22 protein-coding genes are annotated in these 25,781 nt (G+C 36.8%); 21 read left to right on the forward strand and 1 reads right to left on the reverse strand.

What is annotated here, in order from left to right; translation table 11 throughout:
* Positions 1 to 71 precede the first annotated feature (71 nt).
* Positions 72 to 437 carry a CoA-binding protein gene (locus tag GR160_RS11990; RefSeq protein WP_160750121.1) on the forward strand — a complete coding sequence of 122 codons (366 nt, stop codon included), beginning with the start codon at positions 72 to 74 and terminating at the stop codon, positions 435 to 437.
* A gap of 288 nt (positions 438 to 725) precedes the next feature.
* On the opposite strand, the gene GR160_RS11995 is transcribed toward GR160_RS11990, so the two are convergent.
* On the reverse strand, positions 726 to 2,225 hold the full coding sequence (locus GR160_RS11995) for a sodium:solute symporter (RefSeq protein WP_160750122.1): 1,500 nt from the start codon (positions 2,223 to 2,225) through the stop codon (positions 726 to 728).
* A 172-nt stretch (positions 2,226 to 2,397) separates the two neighbouring features.
* Between GR160_RS11995 and recR the strand changes: the two genes are divergently transcribed.
* The 20 genes from recR to GR160_RS12095 all read left to right on the forward strand — a co-directional run bounded on the left by recR (position 2,398) and on the right by GR160_RS12095 (position 25,781).
* On the forward strand, positions 2,398 to 3,018 hold the full coding sequence (gene recR / locus GR160_RS12000) for a recombination mediator RecR (RefSeq protein ID WP_160750123.1): 621 nt from the start codon (positions 2,398 to 2,400) through the stop codon (positions 3,016 to 3,018).
* A gap of 129 nt (positions 3,019 to 3,147) precedes the next feature.
* Positions 3,148 to 4,149 (forward strand): SDR family oxidoreductase, encoded by a 1,002-nt coding sequence (locus tag GR160_RS12005; RefSeq protein WP_160750124.1) that lies wholly within the window; start codon positions 3,148 to 3,150, stop codon positions 4,147 to 4,149.
* Positions 4,150 to 4,153: 4 nt separating this feature from the next.
* Positions 4,154 to 5,425, forward strand: coding sequence for a nucleotide sugar dehydrogenase (locus tag GR160_RS12010; protein WP_160750125.1), 1,272 nt, complete (start codon positions 4,154 to 4,156; stop codon positions 5,423 to 5,425).
* 147 nt (positions 5,426 to 5,572) lie between these two features.
* Positions 5,573 to 6,976 carry a UDP-glucose 6-dehydrogenase gene (locus GR160_RS12015; RefSeq protein ID WP_160750126.1) on the forward strand — a complete coding sequence of 468 codons (1,404 nt, stop codon included), beginning with the start codon at positions 5,573 to 5,575 and terminating at the stop codon, positions 6,974 to 6,976.
* A gap of 88 nt (positions 6,977 to 7,064) precedes the next feature.
* Positions 7,065 to 8,120, forward strand: coding sequence for a dTDP-glucose 4,6-dehydratase (gene rfbB / locus GR160_RS12020; protein WP_160750127.1), 1,056 nt, complete (start codon positions 7,065 to 7,067; stop codon positions 8,118 to 8,120).
* A gap of 15 nt (positions 8,121 to 8,135) precedes the next feature.
* Positions 8,136 to 9,005, forward strand: a complete 870-nt coding sequence (rfbA, locus tag GR160_RS12025; RefSeq protein ID WP_160750128.1) for a glucose-1-phosphate thymidylyltransferase RfbA — start codon at positions 8,136 to 8,138, stop codon at positions 9,003 to 9,005.
* Positions 9,006 to 9,063: 58 nt separating this feature from the next.
* Positions 9,064 to 10,059 (forward strand): mannose-1-phosphate guanylyltransferase, encoded by a 996-nt coding sequence (locus GR160_RS12030; protein ID WP_160750129.1) that lies wholly within the window; start codon positions 9,064 to 9,066, stop codon positions 10,057 to 10,059.
* Positions 10,060 to 10,190: 131 nt separating this feature from the next.
* A complete protein-coding gene (locus GR160_RS12035) occupies positions 10,191 to 11,639 on the forward strand; it encodes a hypothetical protein (protein ID WP_160750130.1) in 1,449 nt (482 codons plus the stop codon).
* 118 nt (positions 11,640 to 11,757) lie between these two features.
* The gene (locus tag GR160_RS12040; protein WP_160750131.1) at positions 11,758 to 12,987 is read left to right on the forward strand and encodes a hypothetical protein; all 1,230 of its coding nucleotides are present in this window, start codon (positions 11,758 to 11,760) and stop codon (positions 12,985 to 12,987) included.
* Positions 12,988 to 13,263: 276 nt separating this feature from the next.
* Positions 13,264 to 14,214 (forward strand): GDP-L-fucose synthase, encoded by a 951-nt coding sequence (locus GR160_RS12045; RefSeq protein ID WP_160750132.1) that lies wholly within the window; start codon positions 13,264 to 13,266, stop codon positions 14,212 to 14,214.
* 24 nt (positions 14,215 to 14,238) lie between these two features.
* Positions 14,239 to 15,351, forward strand: a complete 1,113-nt coding sequence (gene gmd / locus GR160_RS12050; RefSeq protein ID WP_160750133.1) for a GDP-mannose 4,6-dehydratase — start codon at positions 14,239 to 14,241, stop codon at positions 15,349 to 15,351.
* Between the two features lie 107 nt (positions 15,352 to 15,458).
* Positions 15,459 to 16,448, forward strand: coding sequence for an acyltransferase (locus GR160_RS12055; RefSeq protein ID WP_160750134.1), 990 nt, complete (start codon positions 15,459 to 15,461; stop codon positions 16,446 to 16,448).
* Positions 16,449 to 16,521: 73 nt separating this feature from the next.
* Positions 16,522 to 18,045: a lipopolysaccharide biosynthesis protein gene (locus GR160_RS12060; protein WP_160750135.1), complete on the forward strand. Its 1,524-nt coding sequence runs from the start codon at positions 16,522 to 16,524 to the stop codon at positions 18,043 to 18,045.
* A gap of 136 nt (positions 18,046 to 18,181) precedes the next feature.
* Positions 18,182 to 19,042, forward strand: coding sequence for a hypothetical protein (locus tag GR160_RS12065; protein WP_160750136.1), 861 nt, complete (start codon positions 18,182 to 18,184; stop codon positions 19,040 to 19,042).
* Position 19,043: 1 nt separating this feature from the next.
* Positions 19,044 to 20,201, forward strand: a complete 1,158-nt coding sequence (locus GR160_RS12070; RefSeq protein WP_202390776.1) for a glycosyltransferase family 4 protein — start codon at positions 19,044 to 19,046, stop codon at positions 20,199 to 20,201.
* Between the two features lie 7 nt (positions 20,202 to 20,208).
* A complete protein-coding gene (locus tag GR160_RS12075; RefSeq protein ID WP_160750137.1) occupies positions 20,209 to 21,726 on the forward strand; it encodes a hypothetical protein in 1,518 nt (505 codons plus the stop codon).
* 11 nt (positions 21,727 to 21,737) lie between these two features.
* Positions 21,738 to 22,838 (forward strand): acyltransferase, encoded by a 1,101-nt coding sequence (locus GR160_RS12080; RefSeq protein WP_160750138.1) that lies wholly within the window; start codon positions 21,738 to 21,740, stop codon positions 22,836 to 22,838.
* A 48-nt stretch (positions 22,839 to 22,886) separates the two neighbouring features.
* On the forward strand, positions 22,887 to 23,945 hold the full coding sequence (locus tag GR160_RS12085) for a glycosyltransferase (protein WP_160750139.1): 1,059 nt from the start codon (positions 22,887 to 22,889) through the stop codon (positions 23,943 to 23,945).
* A gap of 35 nt (positions 23,946 to 23,980) precedes the next feature.
* Positions 23,981 to 25,108: a glycosyltransferase family 1 protein gene (locus tag GR160_RS12090; RefSeq protein WP_160750140.1), complete on the forward strand. Its 1,128-nt coding sequence runs from the start codon at positions 23,981 to 23,983 to the stop codon at positions 25,106 to 25,108.
* 43 nt (positions 25,109 to 25,151) lie between these two features.
* The gene (locus tag GR160_RS12095) at positions 25,152 to 25,781 is read left to right on the forward strand and encodes an acyltransferase (protein WP_237421219.1); all 630 of its coding nucleotides are present in this window, start codon (positions 25,152 to 25,154) and stop codon (positions 25,779 to 25,781) included.

Consider the following 25,781-nt stretch of genomic DNA (forward strand, 5'->3'; position numbering starts at 1 on the left):
TGCCTAACCTGCAAGGTTTTTTTAACCTTGTAGGTTTAACAAGTCCTTTATGTAATTGAAAAATACGTGCTATGGAAACTAAAAAAACACTGGTCGTGGGTGCCTCTACAGAGCCCGGCCGATATGCATATAAAGCAGTAAAAATGCTGCAGAGGTTTGGCCACCCTGTGGTGGCTATGGGAAAAAAAGAAGATAACCTTGATGGAATTAAGATAGAAAAAGGTGCTGCTTCTTTTGATGGGGTTAATACCGTTACGTTGTACCTTAACCCCATGAACCAAAAGCAGTATTATGATTACATTGTTAGCCTAAAGCCCAAGCGCGTTATTTTTAACCCCGGTACCGAAAATCCGGAATTGTATGCCATTTTAAAAGAAAACAATATAGATATCGAGGTAGGGTGTACGCTGGTTATGCTCTCTATAAACCAGTATTGATTTTTTAGTGGTTATTTGTTGATTTGATGATTTGATTGTTTTTATATTTATAATGGAACGCGGATGACGCGGATGCTTCATACTCGCGGATTTGTGCGTTTTTTTTAAGACACTAATTGCACGGATTCACACAATTTTTCTTTGCGAATCTTCGTGTCTTCTTTGTGTGTCTTTGCGTTATAGCATGTTGTAAAGCAAGTTTACACGGATTTTCCTCATCGCTCGGCAACTCGTGCCCGACTCTGAAAGGGTTGCATGTAATATCCCCGCAGTATCTCCGTGGGCAGACTATCCCAAAACACGCTCTGCTTTCCTGCTAATGCATAGCAATAAAACAAAAGTTATCAGTCCGTTTACTATTATCAGTTCGTTATCAAAAACATAGTTTCCAAAAACAGCCTGAGAGTTTAGGCTTAATGCCAACGTAAGCAGGGGAGAGGCAAGGCATATAAACGGCACAAGTTTATCTTTAACGGCATGGTTTTTCATAAACAGGCCAAAGCTGTACAGCCCCAGCAGTGGGCCATAAGTATAAGATGCTATCCTGAAAATCATGCTTACCACTGATTTATCGTTAAGCGAGTTGAATATAATGATAACCACAAACATAAGCAGCGAAAAAGCCACGTGTACCAAATGCCTGTTGCGTACATTGTTTTTATTGGCAAGGTTTTCGGCTTTATCCATACCCAAAAAATCTACACAAAATGACGTGGTTAGTGCCGTAAGGGCACTGTCGGTAGTGGCAAAGGTGGCTGCGGTTAAACCTAATAAAAATATTACAGCCGGCACTATGGTAAGGTAGTTAAAGGCAATTTCCGGGAACAGCAGGTCGGTGCGCGGCTTGCCCATATCGTTAGGCACGGCAATGCCATTGTTATTGGCATAAATATACAGCAATGCGCCCACGCCCAGGAAAAAGAGGTTGATAACCACAAAAATTCCGGTAAACGTAAACATGTTTTTTTGTGCCTCGCCTATGTTTTTGCAGCTCAGGTTTTTTTGCATCAGGTCCTGGTCCAGCCCCACCATGGCAATGGTTACAAACATTCCGCCCAATATTTGCTTTACAAAATGAAAACGGCTGCCGATAAAATCTTCAAAGAAAAATATTTTAGAGTAGTTGCTGTTCTTTACGGTTTCAAAAGCTTCGGGCAGGCTAAGGTTCAGGCTGTCGCAAATAAAGTAAATGGTAAAAAAGACAGACGATACAAGGAAAAGCGTTTGCAGTGTATCGGTAATAATAATGGTTTTTAGTCCGCCTTTATAAGTGTAGGCAAAAATTAAGAGGAGCGATATAAGCACGGTTGCCCAAAAGGGCACTCCAAAATCATCAAATACATAACGCTGCAACACGATTACCACCAGATATAACCTGAATGCCGACCCTATGGTACGACTTATTAAAAATATCCCTGCCGATGTTTTGTAGCTATAATAGCCGAGCCGGCCTTCAATATATCCGTAAATAGAGGTAAGGTTTAGTCGGTAATACAAGGGTAGTAATACTTTAGCAATAATTATAAAGCCCAGAGCATTGCCAAGGATGAATTGGAAATATTTAAACTGCTCGCCTGTTGGTGCGCCTACCTCTCCAGGTACCGATATAAATGTAACTCCCGAGAGTGCCGTGCCAATCATGCCAAAAGCTACCAGATACCACTTTGAGTTTTTATTGGCCTTAAAAAAAGTATCGTTGCTACTGTCTTTTTTACTAACAACGCGCGATATGAATATAAGAATGCCAAAGTAAATTATTATTATGGCGAGTATGGTGGTAGGAGTCATGTATAAATAATTAGTTGTCCAGAACAAATATAGCCACGAATTACACAAATTGAACTAATTTTTATCAGGCACCATAAAATAGGAATTTTGTGAAGCCAACTGATTATTAAAATTAGTGTGATTCGTGTCCTGAAAAAAAAATATCATACCATTTTCATACCTTTGCACTACTATGGAAATGTCGTCGAAACTACTGGAAAAGGCCGTAGCCGAAATATCTCAACTGCCGGGTATTGGCAAGCGCACTGCTTTGCGGCTTGCCCTTCATTTGCTTAAGCAACCCGAAGAACACACACGCCTGCTGGCAGAGTCGTTACAAAAAATGCGCGAGGATATTGTGTTTTGCAACCGCTGCCACAATATATCGGATAATGATGTGTGTTATATATGCGCCAATCCGGGGCGTGATGCCTCTGTGATTTGTGTGGTAGAAGATATAAGGGATGTAATGGCAATAGAGAACACAGGTTTGTTTAAAGGTGTTTATCATGTTCTTGGCGGAAAAATATCGCCAATAGATGGTATTGGCCCAAGCCAGCTCAACATCCATACACTAACAGAAAAAGTAAAGACAGGCGGTGTTAAAGAGCTTATTTTTGCGTTGAGCTCTACTATGGAGGGCGATACTACCAACTTTTATATTTACAGGCAAATAAAAGATTATGATGTGGTAACATCGGCTATTGCAAGAGGAATTGGGGTGGGAGATGAGCTCGAATTTGCCGATGAGGTTACGCTTGGCAGGAGCATTGTGCACCGCGTGCCATTCGAAAATTCTATAAAGAGTCTGTAAAGCAGATGTGCTTTTTTAGCTATTATTTAACTTATAATAATAGTAGACGTAAATAACATTTTGTTAAAATGTACCTATATTTGCATGGGTCACTACAACAAATATTCTTTGTGAGCCACTATTGGTTTCATGCAGGCACAATCTAAAATTACAATTCTTATAACTGGGGGCGCAGGATTTATAGGATCTGCACTATGCGATAATTTTATTGCTAAAGGCTACAAGGTGGTTTGTCTTGATAATCTTGCTACGGGGCATTTAAAAAATATTGAGCATCATTTTTCTAATCCTGATTTTACGTTTATAGAAGGAGATATCCGTAATATGGACGATTGCCAAAAAGCAGTTAATGGGGCAGATTATGTATTACATGAAGCTGCATTGGGATCGGTACCACGGTCGTTGTTAGATCCGGTTACCACTAACGATGTTAATGTAGGGGGATTTTTAAACATGCTGGTTGCCGCGCGTGATGCCAACGTTAAAAGGTTTGTGTATGCAGCGAGCTCTTCTACTTACGGAGACAGTGAGGCTTTACCAAAGGTGGAAGATAAAATAGGAAAGCCATTGTCGCCTTACGCTATTACTAAATATGTAAATGAGCTTTATGCCGAAATATTCAGTAAAACTTACGGTATTGAAACCATTGGTTTGCGCTATTTTAATGTTTTTGGACGCAGACAGGATCCTAATGGTGCATATGCTGCAGTAATACCTAAATTTGTGTCGCAGCTCATGGCGCACGAAAGCCCGGTTGTGAATGGTGATGGTAACTATTCGCGCGATTTTACTTATATAGACAATGTGGTACAAATGAATGAACTCGCATTGTTTACAAATAATAAAGAGGCCGTTAATACAGTTTATAACACTGCTTTTGGCGAACGCACTACACTTAATGATTTACTCAGGTATTTAAAAAAATACCTTTCGGTATATGATGCTGCCATTGCAAATGTGCAGGTAACACATGGGCCAAATCGTGCAGGAGACATTCCGCATTCTTTGGCCAGTGTAGAAAAAGCAAAACAACTGCTGGGCTACAGCCCTAAGTTTAGTATGGAAGAGGGACTTAAAGAAGCAACGGGCTGGTACTGGAACAATTTAAGAAGCGACGCCACTGAAAAGTAATACAATGAAGATAGCAATAATAGGTTTAGGCTATGTAGGGCTGCCACTGGCAGTTTTAATGGCGAAAAAATATACGGTAGTTGGGTTTGATATTAAGCAAGCCCGAATTGCCGAACTGAATGAAGGAGAAGATACTACAAAAGAAGTAGACAGCGATACGCTTAAAGAGGTTTTGTCGAACTACAGCAAAGGGCAAAACGGATTACTGTGTACCGATAACCCTGAAGAGTTAAACGGATGCAGTTATTATATAGTTACGGTTCCTACCCCGGTAGATAAAAATAACAGGCCAAACCTCAGGGCGCTTTATGGTGCAAGTGAGGTGGTAGGCAAAGTGCTTAAAAAGGGCGATATTGTTATTTATGAATCTACCGTCTATCCTGGAGTTACAGAAGAGGAATGTGTTCCTGTACTGGAGAGTGTTAGCGGGCTTACATTCAATACTGATTTTTTTGCAGGATATTCGCCGGAGCGCATTAATCCCGGAGATAAAGAGCATACTGTAGACAAGATCATTAAAGTAACATCGGGTTCAACTCCTGAAGTAGCCGATAAAGTGGATGCCTTATACCGTTCGGTTATTACGGCCGGAACACACAAGGCGCCCTCTATAAAAGTTGCCGAAGCTGCTAAGGTTATAGAAAACTCCCAGCGCGATATTAATATAGCTTTTGTAAATGAGCTTTCTAAAATTTTCAATCTTTTAGATATAGATACGCAGGCAGTGTTACAGGCGGCAGGCACAAAGTGGAACTTCCTGCCATTTAAGCCAGGTCTTGTGGGTGGTCATTGTATAGGTGTAGATCCGTACTATCTTGCACAAAAGGCCCAAGAAGCAGGCTATCATCCTGAAATTATACTTGCAGGCCGCAGGCTTAACGACAGTATGGGCGAATATGTGGCCTCTCAGGTAGTGAAACTGATGATAAAAAATGGCGTAATTGTAAACGGTGCTCAACTGCTTATGCTGGGTATAACTTTTAAGGAGAACTGTACCGATGTGCGCAATACAAAAATTGTTGATGTCATAAAGGCGCTCAAAGATTATGGTATTGCTGTTACTGTTTATGATCCTTGGGCAGATCCTGAAGAAGTTTTAGAAGAGTATGGGCTTGAAACCTGTTGCGTACAGCCGGACACACGGTTTGATGCTGTGGTTTTAGGTGTCGCCCATAACGAGTTTACAAGCATGAATATGGATTTGCTTAAAAAACCGGTTAGCGTTGTGTATGATGTTAAAGGAGTTTTAGGTCAAAATGCACAGGGTAAACTCTAATTGATAGCTATTTGTATGCATACCGTTAAAAAAATGAAAATAATTCTGCAACAATAAGGAGTTTTTCGATTTTTTTAGAAAAAAAATGTAAGTTTGTAAACCATAATATTTAGTTAAAATTTAACGTAATTATCAACCAATAAAAGCATGGCTAATAAAATAACAAATATCTGCTGTATAGGTGCAGGATATGTGGGTGGCCCTACCATGGCAGTAATTGCCGCAAAATGTCCGCATATTAAAGTTACAATTGTAGACCTTAATGCAGCCCGTATTGCTGCGTGGAACGATGAAAATCTTGATAACCTTCCGGTATACGAACCGGGACTTGCAGATATAGTTGGTCAGGCAAGGGGGCGTAATCTTTTCTTTACTACAGAGGTAGAAAAGGCTATAGATGAAGCTCAAATGATATTTATATCGGTTAATACACCGACTAAAACATACGGCCTTGGTAAAGGTAAAGCAGCCGACCTTAAGTATATAGAGCTTTGTGCAAGACAAATTGCTGCCGTAGCCAAAGATGATAAGATCGTAGTTGAAAAATCTACATTGCCTGTGCGTACAGCCGAGGCAGTGAGAAGTATACTTGATAATACGGGTAATGGTGTTAAATTCCAGATACTTAGTAATCCTGAGTTCCTTGCAGAAGGTACTGCGGTAGAAGATCTTTTAAGTCCTGATAGGGTACTTATTGGTGGCGATACTGATGAAGAAGGCCAGGCAGCGATACAGGCTCTTGCTGATGTGTATGCAGAGTGGATTCCTAAAGAGCGTATACTTACTACAAACGTTTGGTCGTCTGAACTTTCTAAGCTTACGGCAAATGCATTCCTTGCCCAAAGGGTTTCTTCTATCAATGCAATGTCTGAGCTTTGTGAAAAAACAGGAGCAGACGTTAATGAGGTTGCCCGTGCTATTGGTATGGATAGCCGTATTGGTCCTAAATTTCTTAAAGCATCAGTAGGTTTTGGAGGTTCATGTTTCCAAAAAGATATTCTTAACCTCGTTTACATTGCAAAATCTTACGGGCTTAACGAAGTGGCAGATTACTGGGAACAGGTTGTTATAATGAACGATCACCAAAAATCGCGCTTTGCTGCAAACATTGTTAAAACATTATATAACACTGTTTCTGGTAAGAAAATAGCTTTCCTTGGATGGGCGTTTAAAAAAGATACTAACGATACAAGAGAGTCTGCTGCAATTCAGGTTGCCGATGAACTTTTGTATGAGCAGGCATCAATAGCGGTTTATGATCCTAAAGTTGAGAGCGAAAAAGTTCTTGCCGACCTTGATTATCTTGATACAAGGTCTAAAGATGAAAATGCGAAGCTTGTTACAACTTTTGAAGATGCATATGAAGCTTGTAAAGATGCCCATGCTATAGCTGTTTTAACAGAATGGGATGAGTTTAAAGGCTATGACTGGCAACGTATTTATGATAATATGAAAAAACCTGCTTTTGTATTTGACGGAAGAAGCGTACTTGACGGTAAAAAACTTGAAGAAATTGGCTTTGTATTCCAGGTTATAGGAAAAAGCAAATAAAAAAATAATTATTCAAAGGAGATGCTTTAAAACGTATCTCCTTTGTATTAATAAAATAATGTGATTTTAAGCGCTGTTACAGCAAGACATGAAAAGAATATTAGTTACCGGAGGAGCCGGTTTTATAGGGTCGCATGTAGTTAGACGATTTGTAACCAAGTATCCTGATATACATATTTATAATCTGGACGCATTGACTTATGCCGGAAACCTTGAAAATATTAAGGATATAGAAAAAGCTGATAATTATACCTTTATTAAAGGTGATATTACTGATGCTGATTTTATAACCGGGCTTTTTAATAAATTTTCTTTTGATGGAGTAATTCACCTTGCGGCAGAATCACATGTAGACAGATCTATAAAAGATCCGTTAGCGTTTGTAAAAACAAACATTATAGGTACACTTAACCTGCTTAATGCAAGTAAAGAGCTTTGGGGTAAAGATAGCGGAGAAAAGCGTTTTTATCATATAAGCACCGATGAGGTTTACGGAAGTTTAGGGGCTGAAGGTCTATTTACCGAAACTACGGCTTATGATCCTAATTCTCCGTATTCCGCTTCAAAAGCATCATCAGATCATTTTGTAAGGGCGTATGGCGAAACCTACGGATTGCCTTACGTAATATCTAATTGCTCTAACAATTATGGACCTAACCATTTTCCTGAAAAGCTTATTCCGTTATTTATAAATAATATTATAGAAAACAGGGCTTTGCCTGTATATGGAGATGGTAAATATACCCGCGACTGGCTTTTTGTAAAAGACCACGCAGCAGCTATAGATCTTATATTTTTTGAAGGCAAGAACCATGAAACCTATAATATAGGCGGTTTTAATGAGTGGCAAAATATTGACCTCGTTAAACTGTTGTGCAGACTTATGGATGTTAAGCTTGACAGGGGAGCCGGAACATCTGAAAAGCTTATTACTTATGTAACAGACCGCCCGGGACACGACCTTAGGTATGCCATTGATGCTACAAAAATAAATCGTGAGCTCGGCTGGAAACCATCTGTTACTTTTGAACAGGGACTTGAAATTACTATCGATTGGTTTTTAGAGAACAAAGAGTGGCTTAAAAATGTAACTTCGGGAGAATATGAAAAATATTATGAGAAGCAATACCTTGACAGCCATTAATTAAAGTATGTACTAATGAAAGGAATTATATTGGCCGGAGGTTCGGGAACGAGGCTTCATCCGCTAACACTGTCAGTAAGTAAGCAATTGATGCCTATTTATGACAAACCAATGATATATTATCCTCTTTCTACATTAATGCAGGCGGGCATAAGAGAAATACTTATTATATCTACTCCCAAAGACCTGCCTCTGTTTCAGGACCTTTTAGGGGATGGCAAAAAATATGGCTGCAGCTTTGAATATACTGTACAGGAAAAACCTGACGGACTTGCGCAGGCATTTGTTATTGGCGAAAAGTTTATTGGTAACGATAAAGTTGCGCTAATACTGGGAGATAACATATTTTATGGATCGGGTATGGCAGAACTGCTTCAAAGTAACAACGATCCCGATGGAGGTGTTATCTATGCCTATCATGTGCATGATCCTGAACGTTATGGCGTTGTGGAGTTTGATGATGCCGGTATGGCTGTTTCTATAGAAGAAAAACCTGTAGTGCCGAAATCTAACTATGCAGTGCCCGGAATTTATTTTTATGACAATAGTGTTATAGAAATTGCCAAAAACATTAAACCAAGCCATAGGGGCGAATATGAAATTACGGATGTTAATAAAGCTTATTTAGAGCAGGGAAAGCTTAAGGTAAGTATATTAGACAGAGGTACCGCATGGCTTGATACAGGCACATTTCAATCGCTCATGCAGGCAAGTCAGTTTGTAGAGGTTATTGAGGAGCGCCAGGGCTTAAAAATAGGTGCTATAGAAGGTATAGCTTATGAAATGGGCTATATAGACGAAACTCAGTTCAGGGCACTTTGCGAACCTTTGCTAAAGAGCGGTTATGGTAAAAAATTACTGTCGTTGATTGACAGGAGAAAATAAAAGGATAGTAATTGCTAACCTTATCTTTTAGGTGTTCTAACCAATTATAAACAATTATATGAGTAAAATTACACACGTTATACTTACTGGTGGCGTTGGAAGCCGTTTATGGCCACTTTCAAGAAAAAGCAGGCCAAAACAGTATCTTGAAATATTTGAAGGTAAGTCTCTTTTTGAGATGACTGCCGAAAGAAACAGTCTTGTGGCCGAAAAGCTTGTTGTTGTGGGAAGCAGGGATAACTGCCACCTAAGCAGGGAGATTCTTGAAAAGGCAGGAAAGGAATATTTAGATATTGTAGAAGCAGTGCCAAGAAATACTGCTGCAGCTATTGCTTTTGCAGCTTTTGCTTCAGATCCGGAAGATGTGCTTATTATTACTCCTTCTGACCACGTTATTGATGGTGAAAGTACCTATGCCCAGGCTATTGCCGAAGCAGTGGAAAAAGCAAAGCAAAACTTTATTGTAACTTTTGGTGTACACCCAACCAAACCGGAAACAGGCTATGGGTATATAGAGCATAAAGAAGATGAGGTATTATCTTTTAGGGAAAAACCAAATCTTGTTACTGCTCAGGATTTTATAGATCGTGGTAACTTTTTATGGAACAGTGGTATGTTTTGCTTTAAAGCCAGTGTTTTGTTAGAGGAGCTTAAGGCTTATCAGCCTGAAGTTTATGAAAAATCTTTAATTGCATGGAATGCAGCGCAAGACGGAAAGCTTGATGAGGCATTGTCTATGGATATACCTTCTATAAGTATAGATTATGCAGTTATGGAGCGCAGTAAAAAGATCAGGGTTGTTCCTGCTATTTTTAGTTGGTCTGATCTTGGGTCTTTTGATTCTGTTTATGACTATTTAAAGTCTAAGGGTCATAGCGTAGATGAGTCAGGCAATATGGTAATAGGTAATGACAACTATACGGCGTTTTTAGGATTGGAAAATACGATTTTTGTATATACACCAACAGCTAATCTTATTCTGCATAAAGAACATTCTCAGGAGGTTAAAAATGTATACAATCACTTAGAAAAAAATAAGCCTCATTTGCTTTAAATGAATAAATAAAAAAATCTGTCTGCAAAATTATCCCGTGAGTATTATTTTGCAGGCAGATTTTTTTATTAGCTATATTTGCTTTTATTGTAATTTGACATAAAATTTTTGTGTTATCAAAAGTATAGCCCTTGAGTCTGTTTAAAATTAGATCCGGATATTTTCACTCTGTAAAATGGGGTGGCTATATAATAGCACTCAGCTTTATAAGGCAGCTTTTAATAGTGCCTGTTTTTTTTGCTGCTATAGGCTTTAATGATTATGCCTTTTGGTTAGTGCTTAGTGCAATTGTTTTAATGATAAGGTCTTTAAACCTTGGCCAGTTGCACTATACGTCTAACCTTATCAATCTTAATTATCATTATAAGAAAAATATTGATTCAGAACTTCGCTCTGGTCAGGGGGCAAATATAATATGGATATTGATACAGGTAATAATAGGATTGGCAGTATCGTTTCCGCAGGTGCTTGCCTTTTTTTCTAATTTTTCTGTAAATTATCTTGTTTCGAGCTGGGCCCAATACAGTTTTATATTATTGCTCTTTTCCCGAATTATTTTTCAGTATACTAATTTGTATCTTCTTAGGTTATTTGAGCCTTTGGGTAAAATTAACCTTACAATTAAATATCAGTTTTTTTCAGACCTGATCGATTTTGCGGCATTACTAATAGGCATATATATTAGCGGCAGTATTTTTTATAGCTGTTTAATAGTATTTGTGTTTTCATTGGTTTTTTTAGTATTTATTTACCTGTTTGTAAAACGGAATGTTCCGTTTACTGTTCCTGTTTTTAAAGGGATAAATTATTACGAATCTTTTTTGATAGTAAAAGCTTCAATGTATCTAACCTTTAGTTTCGTTATAGAAAAGATATATGAAGTAGGATTAAATTTGGTGGTTGTAAGGACGTATGCTACTCAGGTACTGCCACAGTTTACGACCAATAGGGTAATGTCGAATTTTTTATACCGCGTTTCGGATGTAATGGTTAAGCCCCTTTTTCCGGCTATTCAAAAAGAGTTTACGCTTAACAATGAACGCTACGTTTTGTCCAATATGGTTACTTTTTGGAGGGTTTCCAACGCAGTATTGATTGTGTGTATTACTTTGGGAATGCCCTTTTTTTTTGATCTGTATAAGTTTTGGACTGGCAATAAGTTAGAGCTCAATATGGGGCTTATCTGTTATTTATTTATTGCTATTGCTTTTCAAAACTTTAGTATGATATTTATAGAGTTCTTTAAAAAGACTAATTTAACCAAACAAATGCTCACTGTAAATATTATAAAAGTTAGCCTAACCGTTAGCGGTATTTTTTTGTTTGGTTTTATAAACAATGTTCCGGGGTTAGGTATTGCTATGATTATGGGTGAGGTAGTATCTCTTGTATATGTTTTTAAAGTTGTAATGAATTCTTTTAAGACAAATTATGTTTTAAAGATCTTTATTGGCAATTTGCTGCCTGTAGTAATTTTTAGTATTTCACTGGCGCTTTATATTTATTTGCAAAACTATGCATTGCTTTTAATGTGTAACTTTTTAGCTATATTGTCTATATACAAATTTAAGCACACTTAATAATATGGTGTTTTTTTGCTTCTTTTGGTTCTTGATAATGTATGCAGGTGTTTACCTGCTTTTTAAAACAAACGATAATCTTTCGCCGGTTAGGTTTGTTTCTGTAAAATATGCGTTGTTGAATTTACCTTTTATATTGTTTACAGCTCTTTATCCGGAGAGTTTTTATAAATCTATACTTGAAGCCTGTAGTACAAACCTTAATGATGCATTTTTAAAATATACCGTTGTTCAGTCAATCGCTTTTGTGTCATTGATTTTGGGTATATATACATACAGCAGGTTTACACGGAATTCAATTAAAGAACCGGATAGTTTTAAAATATTATATAATTATAAAAATATAAAAAGACTTGGTTTGTCTTTGTTGGTTGTTGCCATATCAGGATATTCTTTTTTTATAATCAGGATAGGAGGCTTCGGTTATTTATTTACACATTTACATAACAGGGTCGAATTGCAAAGCGGACAGTATTATTTAATAGCTTTAAACTTTTTATATTTTGTTCCTTTATTCTTAATGTTGTGTATAAAGCTAAAAAATAAAGTATCAGATAAAGTGCTGCTAATTTTGAGTATCGTTTTAATAAGTTTTATTTTTTCAAGTTTTGGTGCCCGTAAAAACACACTTATATTGCTCATATTAGTTGTGGTCTCTTATCATTACACATTAAAAAAAATTACGTTTAAAGGTGTAAACAAAACATTTTTGCTAATAGCTGTAGTGGCTCTCAGTTTATATATTCTTGCCATACCTATAGTGAGGCGTAAGGATGCTTTGGCAAAAATTGAGAGTAAAGAAATTAATTATGAAAAAGCCCTTAGTGTAAAAACATTGCTTTATAATGTTTCGTATACCTTTATAGACGTTTTTGCTGCCAATTATTTTAACGAAGAAAATGCCTGGCATCTTAAAGGTTTGTCAGATCCCGTAAAGGTATTTCTGTTTAAAGGAGATAAGTCTGAAGCTCCTCCGGTAGATCAGGGAGTTTATTTTTGGAATATAGTAAAATATAAGAAAGATTTTAGTCCATCAATACCCCGTGGCAAAATGCATAAAAACTCGTGGCCTATAGAAAACTTTGGTTTTGGATACGCAAATTTTTTATTGCCGGGTGTTATTGTTGCGTTTTATTTACAAGGATTGATATTTGCTCTTGTATATGGCTTTTTGAAGAAAGAAGTGGTTAACCCTGCGCTGCAATTTATGTATGTTTTTGTGGTGTTTAACTTTAATTTCAGTAACCTGCGCCTTAGCCAACTTGCTGCAACACTGCCAATAGCTTTAGTGTGCTATGTGCTGTTTTATATTGTAACAAACCATAAAAAAAGTAATAGATTATTATAGTATATTTGAGAAGCGATAAATAGCAGGATTGGAAACTTTTTTAGCACGGTTTGAGTGTTGAAATTTTGTTTAAACTGAAGTTTACTGTTTTGTAAACAAATTGCAATAAATGTCCATTTATTTATGCTGTTTGTTGTTATAATGATATGTGTGGTGTGAATTTTAACAAAATTTTTTTAATTATATTGTGATTGTTTAAATTTTGTTATATTTGCCTAAATCAAAAAAACACCAGTGTTTTTGGGGATTTCTTAATGATTAGAATCAATATGTATTATGAATAAGGACGCTAAAATTTATATTGCCGGACATAAAGGCATGGTTGGGAGTGCTATATGGAGGTCTCTCAGTGCTAAGGGTTATCAAAATCTAATTGGTTCTACAAGTAAAGAGCTCGATCTGAGAGAGCAACAGGATGTAAGGGATTACATGGCTCAGGAAAAACCCGATGTTATAATAGATGCTGCTGCAAAAGTAGGGGGTATTCTTGCAAACAATAATTTTCCATATCAGTTCCTGATGGAAAATATGCAAATACAAAATAATCTTATAGATGCTGCTCTAAAAACTAATGTAGAAAAATTTATTTTTTTAGGCAGTTCGTGTATTTATCCTAAATTTGCTCCTCAACCACTAAAAGAAGATTATCTTTTAACAGATTCGCTTGAGCCTACCAACGAGTGGTATGCCATAGCAAAAATTGCAGGGGTAAAGGCTTGTCAGTCTATTAGAAAGCAATTTGATAAAGATTATGTAAGTCTTATGCCTACCAATCTTTATGGTACTCACGATAATTTTGATTTGAATAGTTCACACGTTCTTCCTGCAATGATACGTAAGTTTCATGAAGCTAAAGAAAACGGGCAAACACCTGTAACCTTATGGGGGAGCGGTACGCCTATGAGGGAGTTTTTGTTTGTAGATGACATGGCCGACGCTGTGGTGTTTGCACTTGAAAACAGGCTTCCGGATTATTTGTACAATATTGGTACAGGAAAAGACTTAACAATAAAAGATCTTGCCGAAACAATTGCAAAGATAGTTGGTCATACCGGAGAGATAATTTGGGATAGCGAAAAACCTGATGGGACTCCAAGAAAATTAATGGACGTGTCTAAAATGCATGATCTGGGCTGGAAACACCAGATTGAGCTTGAGCAGGGTATAGAGAAAACCTACAAGTGGTTTACGGAGAATATAAACGATGTTAAAAAAGTAACGATATAAAGAACAAACCACAGCAATTATTATATGAAAACAGCTTTAATTACAGGAATTACAGGGCAAGATGGGTCTTATTTGGCTGAGCTTTTGTTAGAAAAAGGATATAATGTACATGGCGTAAAAAGAAGGTCGTCGTCGTTTAACACTCAAAGGATAGATCACCTGTACATAGACCAGCACGAAAAAAATGTTAATTTTAAGCTGCATTATGGTGATTTGACAGATTCTACCAATCTTATAAGGATTATACAGGAAATAAAACCTGACGAAATTTATAATCTTGGCGCAATGAGCCACGTAAAGGTATCTTTTGATTCGCCAGAATATGTTGCAAACGTTGACGGTATTGGTACATTAAGGATATTAGAGGCTGTTCGTATTTTAGGCCTTGAAAAGAAAACAAGAATATATCAGGCATCTACATCTGAATTGTATGGTGGTCTTGAAGAAAATAAAAACGAGAAAGGTTTTTATGATGAAAACTCTCCGTTTTATCCACGTTCTCCTTATGGGGTAGCAAAAATATATGGTTTCTGGATAACTAAAAACTACCGTGAAGCATATGATATGTTTGCTTGTAATGGTATTTTGTTTAACCACGAATCGCCAAGAAGGGGAGAAACTTTCGTAACCCGTAAAATTACAATGGCAGCAGCTGCCATTGCTCTTGGAAAACAGGATTGCCTTTATTTAGGTAATCTTAACGCTTTGAGAGACTGGGGGCATGCTAAAGACTATGTTGAAGCAATGTGGAGAATTTTACAACAGGATGTGGCAGAAGATTATGTTATTGCTACCGGTATAACTACATCTGTACGTGATTTTGTGCGTCTTGCTTTTGCAGAGGTTGGTGTAGAACTTGAGTTTGAAGGCGAGAATGAAAATGAGGTGGCTAAAGTAAAAGCCTGCAATAATCCTGAATACAAACTTGAAATAGGAAAAACTGTTGTTCAGGTAGATCCAACATACTATCGCCCTACTGAGGTAGATTTACTTATTGGCGACCCTACGAAATCTAAAACCAAGCTTGGCTGGGAGCCTAAATATGACCTTGCCGGATTGGTTAAAGAAATGATGGCAGGCGATATTGAGGTGGCTAAACAAAGCCGTAACTCTCAGTTAGAGCACTTAGCCGGATAAAAAAAACTTTTAAAAGCCAATATTAAATCTCAAAAAAAACAAATTTAATATTGGCTTTAATTTTTCCTTGTATTTAATAATTGTAGATATAACCCCTTGCTATTTTTATGAAAAGAGTTCTTGGTTTAGACCCTATACGAATTATATTGGCATTAATTGTTGTTTTGGGTCATGCATCTATTCCTTCTATTCCGCATGAGGGTAGTAAATATTTACGATATCTTGATCTGGGTATCAAGGCAATGGTTCCTAATGGTCTTGGAGCAGTAATGGCTTTTTTCGTAATTTCAGGCTTTGTTATTCATTATCCGTTCGCAACTGGAAAAACCATTAATATTCCTGAATTTTATTCAAGAAGGATATTGAGGGTGGCACTTCCTGCAATTGCCGCTTTAATAATATATTATTTTTTCGATGTAGAGCTTACCGTTATTTGGAGTTTAATCTGCGAAGTGTTTTATTACTTTTTATATCCGTTAATTCTTAAGTATAAAGAAAAATATTTCAAACAGATGTTGATAGGGTCTTTTGTATTGAGTTATCTAATGACCCTTAATTACACTCTTTTTGCCGATGGTGATTATAATGGCAACTTCCATCGCGATGGCTTCTTGTTAACATGGATTGTAGGATTGCCTGTTTGGCTATTGGGTGTACTTCTGGCAGATCAATATCAAAAGGAATTACAGCACAAGGAGGCTCCGACGTATAAATTATTATGGATATGGAGAATCTGTGTTTATGGCATTGCTTCATTTATTCTGATCTTGCGTTTTCAGGCAAATATACCTTATGGTTACACAATGCCTCTTTTTGGGATTCTTACTTTTGCATGGATCAAAAAGGAGATTCTTTATTATAAAGATAAACAGGAGAGTGCTTTGTTGAGTTATGGTGGTATAATAAGTTATTCAGTATATCTTGTTCATATACTTATTTTACATCTTTCTAAAGAATATTTATTAACTACAGCTTTAGGAAACTATAGTTTAGTAGTATTCATCATATCTGTACTTTTAGTAATAGTGGCTTCGTGGGTATTCTATAATTTAATCGAAAAACCCTCGCATAAAATTGCAAGATCAATTAAGTTCTGATTTTAATTTTTTTTGCTTTAAGTCTTAATTATAATGCTTTTGTATAAGCATAACTTTCTTAACATAATTTGATATGTCTATTACAAGACGTTTGATTTCGGGTAGCGTTGCGTCTTGGGTTCAAATACTCATTACACTTGTTGTTCAGGTTGTTCTTGTTCCTGTTTTTTTAGTTGCATGGGGCAAAGAACAGTATGGTATATGGCTTGCTATACAGTCTTTTATAAGTCTTATTTCGATGATCGATAAGGGGCACCAATACTATATTTATTTTGAGGCCCTAAAAATGGATGAAAGCGAAAAAAACAAATTTAATTTGTTTTTTGGCTCAAGTTTAAGGGTCGGCATCTTAAGCGGTTTACTTCAGGTATTAATTATTTTTGGTATAATAGGGTTTGGATTTACAAAGCAACTCTTTGGTCTAACAGATACTACCACTCCCGAAGGTCTTCATTTTATAAATATGTCTTTGTTATTACAGGGGCTTGTCTGGGTATTATTTGGTATTTCGGGTGGTTTAATGGGGCGTATTCTTGCTGTTAAGGGATATTATCCCAGAGTTGCATGGTGGAATGTTTTGGGTACTACGGTTACTGCTGTAACACCTGCTATTACTGTTTACCTTGGAGGAACGTTATTGGAGGCTACAATGAGCCTGTTTGTTGGAAGTATGATATTCAATATTCCTTTTCATATAGATATGTACCGCATTATCAGAAAAAAGGATATATCATTAGGCAAGTTTTCTTCATCAATAGGTTTTAGTAATTTATTCAAGTCTTTAGCAGTATCAGTAAAAGATGTTTTAGAAAATTTCAGGCAACAGGGCATACGTGTTGTGTTGAGTTCTATTGTTGGTGGAGCAGGTTTGGCTGTTTTTTCTACTACAAGAACGGGGGCGAATGTTTTGCTTCAGGGATTAAATACTATTACTAATCCTATGATACCGGAGTTAATGCAGTTTTTGAGAAACAAAGACCAACCACGCATCGATGCAGCATTTAATACCATATGGGCACTACTCGTGTTTATGATGGCTCCAGGAATAGTAATTTTGCAGTTGATAATGGAGCCTATTTTTATAGCGTGGACTAAAGGCCAGATAGAGTTCGATCCTCTTTTGTTTCTATTGTTTTCCTTTACAATCCTGATCTATACTTTATCCCAGCCTGCAATAGCTTTGGTAACCGGTAATAATTTATTAAAGCAGCAGCTCCAAATGTCTGTGCTGTCCAGTGTAGTACTGATCGTTCTTATGTTTGTGCTAATTCCGTATTTAGATATAGTAGGTGCCGGTATTGCGCTGGTTATTGCAGAGCTCATGTCTACCTATGGTTACAGACTTTATGCAAAAAGATGGATAAATGAAAAAGGTTTAACCTGGCCTGTTAAAAATTTTCAGTATGCACTGCTCTCTATGTGGAGTGCTTTTATTTTTGGGTTATTAATTATATGGTTACCACAATATAAATATTTAGTATTATTAGGATACTTAGTTTTGTATGCTTTTATAAGCATAAAGTATTGGGCTACACTACCACAAATTGCCAGAAACAAAGTTCAGCAGCTATTGGGTAAGTTTTATAGAAAAAAATAACAATATCTACTTAAATACAATATCTTTGAGGGTGAAAAATGTTAAAAATTCAGCAATTATTGCGGCTCTTTGCTGTTTTTAACGCCTGGTGAAGTTTAATAATTACTATACGATAGTTTAAGACAAATTAGAAATAATGAAAATATCAATAGCTACGAATATCTCGAATGCAGATTTGCCAAGGATTAAAAATATCATACCGCATTGGTTAGAAGTATTTGACGAAAATCTTGGAGAGTTGCTTTTGATTTATGATAATAACGAACTTTCGGGACGCATCAAACAATTGCACAAACAGCAGTATACCTCTGAAGATATTTTGGGGCAATTAAATGAGTTAACAAAGATAGATCCGAGGGTTAAAGTTTTAAACCTGGATTATTCAGAACTTGAAGTAATTTCAAGGAAGTGGTTTAAAAAAGGAAGCCCGGTGCGTTGCCAAAATGGCTCGCCAATTTATACTTTTTTATATGCTATAGATAAAGCTAAGTATGATATAATGCTTAAATGTGATTGCGATATCGTTACTTATGAAAATGGTTTTACCAACGAGGCAATAAAACTTCTTGATCAGTACGATATAGTTAGCCCACCGCGTAACCCTCTGCCGGGGCATACTGTGTCGAGCCGTGGCTTTTTTATAAACAGGAAAAAGCTTTATGGGTCAAAGCTTCCTATTGTATTGCCCAAACTGTCTTTAATACAAATAGCGGCCCGTATATATCGCAGACAGGATATCTTTGATTCTAAAAAATATAGTTTGTATTTTAGTTTAGAAAGAGCAATAAATGATGCGATTGATAAAGGCGTTTTGACCCATACCCAAATAGATAAAAAGTTTGGCAATACCTTGCATATAATATCTAATGGAGAGGCGAATGACCCTATAATGACAGAGGTTGTAAATAATTTTAAACAAGGCAAATGGCCTAAGGAGCAGGAAGAATTTTCAATGGATTATTCTAAACCCCTTTGGGAAAAATTTTTAAATAAATAGCATGAAGGTAACTCAGGTTTCTATAGGACGTTTTCATCATTTTCATCTTGCAAGGCAAATGGAACGCTTAGGGTTGCTGGAAAGCATTTACACCGGCTATCCTAAGTTTAAATTAAAGGATGAACCAGGAATACCTCAGGACAAGATCATTACATTTCCGTGGTTTCATACCCCATACATGAAAAGAACTGTATTGCATCTTGATAAATGGGAAGTATTAAATAAAGAATGGGAGTGGATTGCCAGGCAAACTATGGATAAATATGTTGCATCGCAAATTACACACCCAACAGTGCTTATAGCACTGTCGAGCAGTGGCCTTATTTGCGGGAAAAAAGTGCAGGAATTGGGTGGTAAATTTATTTGCGACAGAGGCTCTTCCCATATCCGTTTTCAGGACGAGGTATTGCATGAAGAATATAAGCGCTGGGGATATAAGTTTAAAGGTGTAGACCCGAGAGTTATAGATAAAGAGGAAGCAGAATATAGTTTGGCTGATAAAATTACAATACCTTCAGAGTTTGTAAGAAAGTCGTTTATAGATAAAGGCGTTCCGGCCGAAAAGCTGGTAAAAATATCTTATGGTGCCAGATTAGAGCGTTTTAGCAAAGTTGGCGAACCTGATAAAAATGTTTTTAGGGTTATTTGGGTAGGGGGCGTAAGTATCCGTAAAGGTTTTATGGATGCACTTAAGGCTTTTCAGCTACTTAAAAACCCTACCAAAGAGTTTTTGGTTATTGGAGGTATGACCCCCGAAATTAAACAATTGCTCGTAGGGCAGGATTTAAGAAATGTAACCTTTAAAGGATTAGTTCCTAATGCAGAGTTGCCCCATTTATACAGCACGTCATCTGTATTTTTATTTCCTTCTTTAGAAGATGGATACGGCATGGTGCAGGGTGAAGCTATGGCCTGTGGCTGTCCGGTTATTGCCAGTAGTAATACAGGTGCTCAGGATTTGATCGATCCGGGTAAACAGGGCTTTATCGTTCCGGTGAGAAGCCCGGAGCTGATAGCAGGATACATGCAACAACTAAGCGATAATCCTGTTTTGAGGGAAGAGATGTCTTTTTCGGCTATAGAAAAGGTAAAAAGTTTTGGAGGATGGGACAATTATGGAGATTTGATGGGGAAACTTGTAGCAAGTTTGAATAAATAAATGCTGAATGCAGTTTAATGTAAATAAAATACAATCGCCTACTCAGGCCATAATGATAACTATTCCATTATGGTTAGTTGCTTATTTTGGTCAGTTAGAAGTTTTGGGCCTCATTGCAGCAGGTTTTGGTACGGTTGTACTTTCTGTTTGGTTATGGAATGCGTTAGGCAACAGCCTTGAAATGGTAAGGATGCTTAGGTTAGGAGCAGTCTTTTTATGCCTGTTTCAAAATGCAGGCTGGTTGTCAGCAGCCAACATCCACTATTCTTCACTAAACAGGTCTATTGAGTCTACTCTCAGTACCCTTATGAGCGGAGGCATGCGCATTGAGTCTTACTTTTTGGCTATCGTATATGTGTCTTTATTTGGGGCATTTATATGCTATTTGGGGTCTCAGGAAAAAGTTTTAAAACTCGAAATGTGGTTTTGCAAAGCGCTGTATGATTTTCAATTCGTATCTACTTCACACATTGTAAGGTGTGTTGCAGTTGTTGCAGGACTGTCGTTATTAATGATACTTACCGGAGTTGTAGGGCAGAGGAACATTGTTGTAGAGGGCTATGATGAGGGTAAGCTGCCGTTTTGGTATGTATTGTTCAGATCCATACTACCGGTAATAACATTGCTTAATGCCATCCTTTTAATAAAATTATTAAAAAACAGTAATAAGATATATTGGGCATTACTAGTGTTCTCTATTCTTATTACCACTTATATGTATTTTTCGCAAGGAAGAAGACCCTTGGTTTTCTCCATAATCATTTTTGGTTTTTGGTATTGCTTTTTCCTTGGAATACGTCCAAAACTAAAAAGAATTATTATCATAGTAGTCGTCTTATATCCGTTTATATCCCAGCTACTACTGTTCAGTAACTTTTTAAGGGGTGCGAATGCCTCTGCAGAATGGCAAACAGCAAGTGCAATTGACTTCCTTCCTGCAGCCTGGAAGAGTTTCAATTCATCGTCGCAAATTTTGGAGCAGGAAGAAGAAACAACAACAAACAACCTTGCTTCGAGGCCGCTCGTTGCTACACCACTTGCCATGTGTTTGCAATATCCTGAGCAGTTTGCATCGTATACTTTGGGTGAGAATCTTATAAACTCAATCGTGTGGGTTATTCCCGGACCTCTGATTAAAAATAAGGGCGATTATCCTACACAGGAAACACTTTTGTACAAACACTTTAAGATTGGTAAGGATGATGAAGAAGACACCTCCGATTCATTATACCTAACTGCCTATACGGAGTTTTGGTGGTTTGGCATCCTTTTTTACGGTTGGCTTTTGTATTCATTATGGAAACTGATAATTACCCTTTCATACAATTCTAAGTTAAAGGGTATATATATAAGTATAAGTATCTGCGTATTCCAGGAACTATTTATGGCCTCAATTGGAGAGAGTTCGCCATTGGCGTGGCTGGTGGCACTTAGGTCATTTTTGTTTTGGGTACTCGTATATAAAGCATTATTATTTTTTAAAATTATTAAAAACAAACCGTCAAACACCCTTGCTACTATTTAATTAAACTATATATGGAAAAAAATATACCTAAAACTGTTACCCACCATACTTATGGACCTCTTGATGAAATTAGGGGGATTGCAGCTCTTGCCGTATTTTTGATACATTTTATACAGTTATATTATAACACTAAAACATTAGGCATTTTAGGTGCAAGGGCAGATGTTCTTGGAGTTTGGGGTGTATCTATCTTTTTTATATTAAGCGGCTTTTTAATTCATAGCGGTACAAGGAGGGAGTTTGAAAAAACTAATACTGTTTCATGGAAAAACTATTTCATGAGACGTTTTTTCAGGATATATCCGCCTTTTTTGGTTTGTTTAATATTCTCGTATGTTTTGGGTAAGTATTTTCAGTCTAACATGATCTCTAATGAAGACTTTGGTAACTTATTTGCGCACATTACAATGATAAGTACCTATTTTACACATTATTTTGAGAATATAAATGCCATTTTTTGGACGGTTATAGTAGAGGTACATTTTTATATAATATATCCTGTTTTATGGTGGATGCTCAGGCGCTATTCTATCTGGACAGTATTGGGTGTTACTCTTCTAATAGGCTTGGCTTATTTTGTTTTATCAGCAAAGTTTACGGTACCGGGTCCTGAAAGAATCATGCATCAGCATACCTCTGTGGCACTATTGTGGAAATGGGTTTTAGGTATGGTGCTGGCAGAGTTTTACTATAATTTAAAACCTAAAGGACTGATTAAGTTTTTAAGCAGTACGCCTGTTACATTTATCGCACTTTTATTATGTTTCGTTCCGTTGGTTTTCATGAGTGATTCAATGTCTTTACAATATCAAAGATTTGTTTTACCTGTAATAAGTTTTGTGTTTTTTGGTGGTCTTATTTTTTCTCCTGTAAAAACATGGAGCAGCAATATTTTAAAATGGATGGGTAAAATATCTTATTCGTTTTATTTATGGCACCCTGTATCGCTATTGTTTGTCAGTATGTATTTTCACGAAGGTAATGCTATAACATTTTTGGTGTGTACAGTATCATCTTTGTTGTTAGCATGGGCTAGTTTTCATATTACAGAAGCACCATCGATCACATGGGGTAAAAATGTCATTAATAGTTTGTCAAAATCTTCTAAATAATTAAGGAAGTATAAATAGTATAGGTATTAAATAATTATATGCTTAAAAATGAATATTCTATATATCGGGGATGACGGCAAATCCTCTACATCTTATCATAGAGCAACTGCTTTACAAAGGTTAGGGCATACTGTGCACATCATTAACCCTAAAAATGCAGTTAGTAAACAACTTAAGCATCCTATATTAAGCAAAGTACATTTTCATACCGGTTATGCCCTATTTCAAAACACCATGTTTAAATGGCTGAAAAAGGAACTTGCTGGTGAGTTTAAGCCCGATTTAATTTGGGTAAACGCCGGCGAGCTCATTGGTTCTAAATGTGTACAGGAATTAAAAAAGGAAGGTGTTCCGGTAATATTATATCATAATGATGACCCTACAGGAGGCAGAGACGGAAACAGGTTTAAAACCCTTCTTAATGCCATACCGTATTATGATCTTTGTGCTGTGGTTCGTAACCAAAATGTAGAAGAGTTTAAAGCTTTAGGAGCAAAGAATGTAATAAGGGTCAATATGTCTTATGATGAAGTAGCTCATAAACCCTTTGATTCTGCTGCAGAGATACCTGAGAAATTCAGGTCGGATGTTGCATTTATTGGTACATGGATGCGTAATGAAAACAGGGACGAGTTTATTTTGAAACTGATCGAAGCGGGTATACCTGTAAATATTTGGGGAGACAGATGGCCTAAATCTCCGCTGTGGGATAAACTAAAAGGCAGTTATAAAGGCGGGTCTCTGGGTGGACGTGATTATGTTGCAGCCATACAGGGAGCAAAAATTTGTTTAGGAATGCTCTCTAAAGGAAACCGTGATTTGCATACTACACGTTCTTTAGAAATACCTTATATAGGCGGGCTGCTGTGCGCGGAGAGAACTACAGAACATACAGCAATGTATAATGAAGGCACTGAAGCTTTATTTTGGGATAATGCCGATGAGTGTATTGCCGAATGTAAAAAAATATTGAATAAACCGGAGCTTATTGATGAAATAAAATTGAACGGAAGAAAAAGGATACTTTTAAATAAAGCCGGAAATGAAGATGTGTGTAATGCAATTATAAACGAGTTGCGCAATAATAACATGTTGAAGGCTAATTAATGCTGAGATAACAGCAATGGACATTTAATATTATTATGAAAATTATATTAATAGATAATTATACTCCTGACAGGCAGGAAAGCATGAGACGCTTTACAAACATGTTGCGTGACGGTTTTAAGCAATCAGGGTTTTCGGTTACAGTTTGGCGTCCCACAGTTTTTTTTGGATACATACCTAAAACCACACTGAGCGGTTTTGGAAAATGGCTGGGGTATATTGATAAATGGTTGCTGTTTCCTGTTGTATTGTTTTTCAGGGGACTGTTTTTAAGTAAAGAATATCATTATCATATTTGCGATCACTCCAATTCGGCATATCTAAATCCGCTGCCTAAATCACGAACAAGTATTACCTGTCATGACGTGCTGGCCATAAGAGGGGCATTAGGATTTAAGGATGCCTACTGTGAGGCTTCCGCTATGGGAAAAGTGCTGCAAAACAGTATATTGAAAAATTTGCTGAAAACAGATAAAATAGCATCGGTTTCGCATTTAACACATAATCAGCTTACCGATCTGAACAACGGTAAAAGCAAACCTAACTGGACCGTTATACATAACGGTTTTAATGCAGGTTTTGTGTCTCTTAAAGAGGAAGAATGGCAACAGAAGCTGAGGGAACATAACATGGAAAGGTTAATTAATAAGCCATATATAGTTCATGTTGGATCTAATTTGCCAAGAAAGAACAGAAAGATGTTGCTTTTAATGGTTGATAAACTTGGTGCTAAATGGGATGGTATTATTTGTTTTACAGGACAACCCATGGATAGTAAACTGAAGCAACTGGCACAGGAACTTAATCTTACAGACAGAATTGTGGAAATTAAAAAGCCTGACCATAAATATCTTGAAGCCTTAATTTGTGGAGCTCAGGTATTTGTTTTTCCGTCTTATTCAGAAGGTTTTGGATGGCCTGTAATAGAGGCTCAGGCATGTGGTACGCCAGTGCTTGCAAGTCATTTAGAGCCGATGCCCGAAGTAGGAGGCAATGGTGCTTTATATGCAAACCCTGATGATGCAGATAGTTTTGCAGCTAAATTTTTAGAAATAATTAACCCAAGTGTAGCTGAGAGATTAGTAGCTTCAGGTTTTGAGAACACAAAACGTTTTGATACTGACGTTATGATCAAAGCATATTTGAACTTTTTTACGATATAATATTATGCATAAACTGTTGAAGTTATTTATTTGTTTAATGCCCATGTTTATAAAAAGACATTTGCTTAAGTTTTTTTATAAGTATGAAATTCATAAAACAGCCCATATTGGTTTATCATGGATCTATCCTAAAAAACTAACTATGGGGCCAAACAGCCGCATAGGACATTTTAATACAGCAGTGCATTTAGACGAAATTATTTTAGGTGAGCGTGTATCTATTGGGCGTGGCAACTGGATAACAGGTTTTGCAACCGGCACTGCTTCCAAACACTTTAAACACCAGCCCGAGAGGAAATCAATTTTAAGTATTGGAGATCATAGTGCCATAACTAAAAATCATCATATAGACTGCACAAGCCCTATTATAATTGGCAAATTTGTTACTATTGCAGGGTATCAGTCTCAATTTCTCAGTCATTCAATAAATGTATATGATAACAGGCAGGACAGTAAGCAAATTGTAATTGGTGATTACTGTTTTGTAGGTACTAATGTAGTAATGCTTGGAGGAGCTGTTTTGCCGGGCTATTCTGTTTTAGGAGCTAAGTCTTTGCTTAATAAAGCTTATACCGAGGAATGGAAGCTGTATGGAGGTAATCCTGCGAAGCCTATTTTGGATATAGATAAAAATGCTAAATACTTTAGCCGTGATACAGGGTTTGTTGTATAA

This window comes from Flavobacterium sp. Sd200 (assembly GCF_009826935.1).
Taxonomy (GTDB): Bacteria; Bacteroidota; Bacteroidia; order Flavobacteriales; family Flavobacteriaceae; genus Flavobacterium.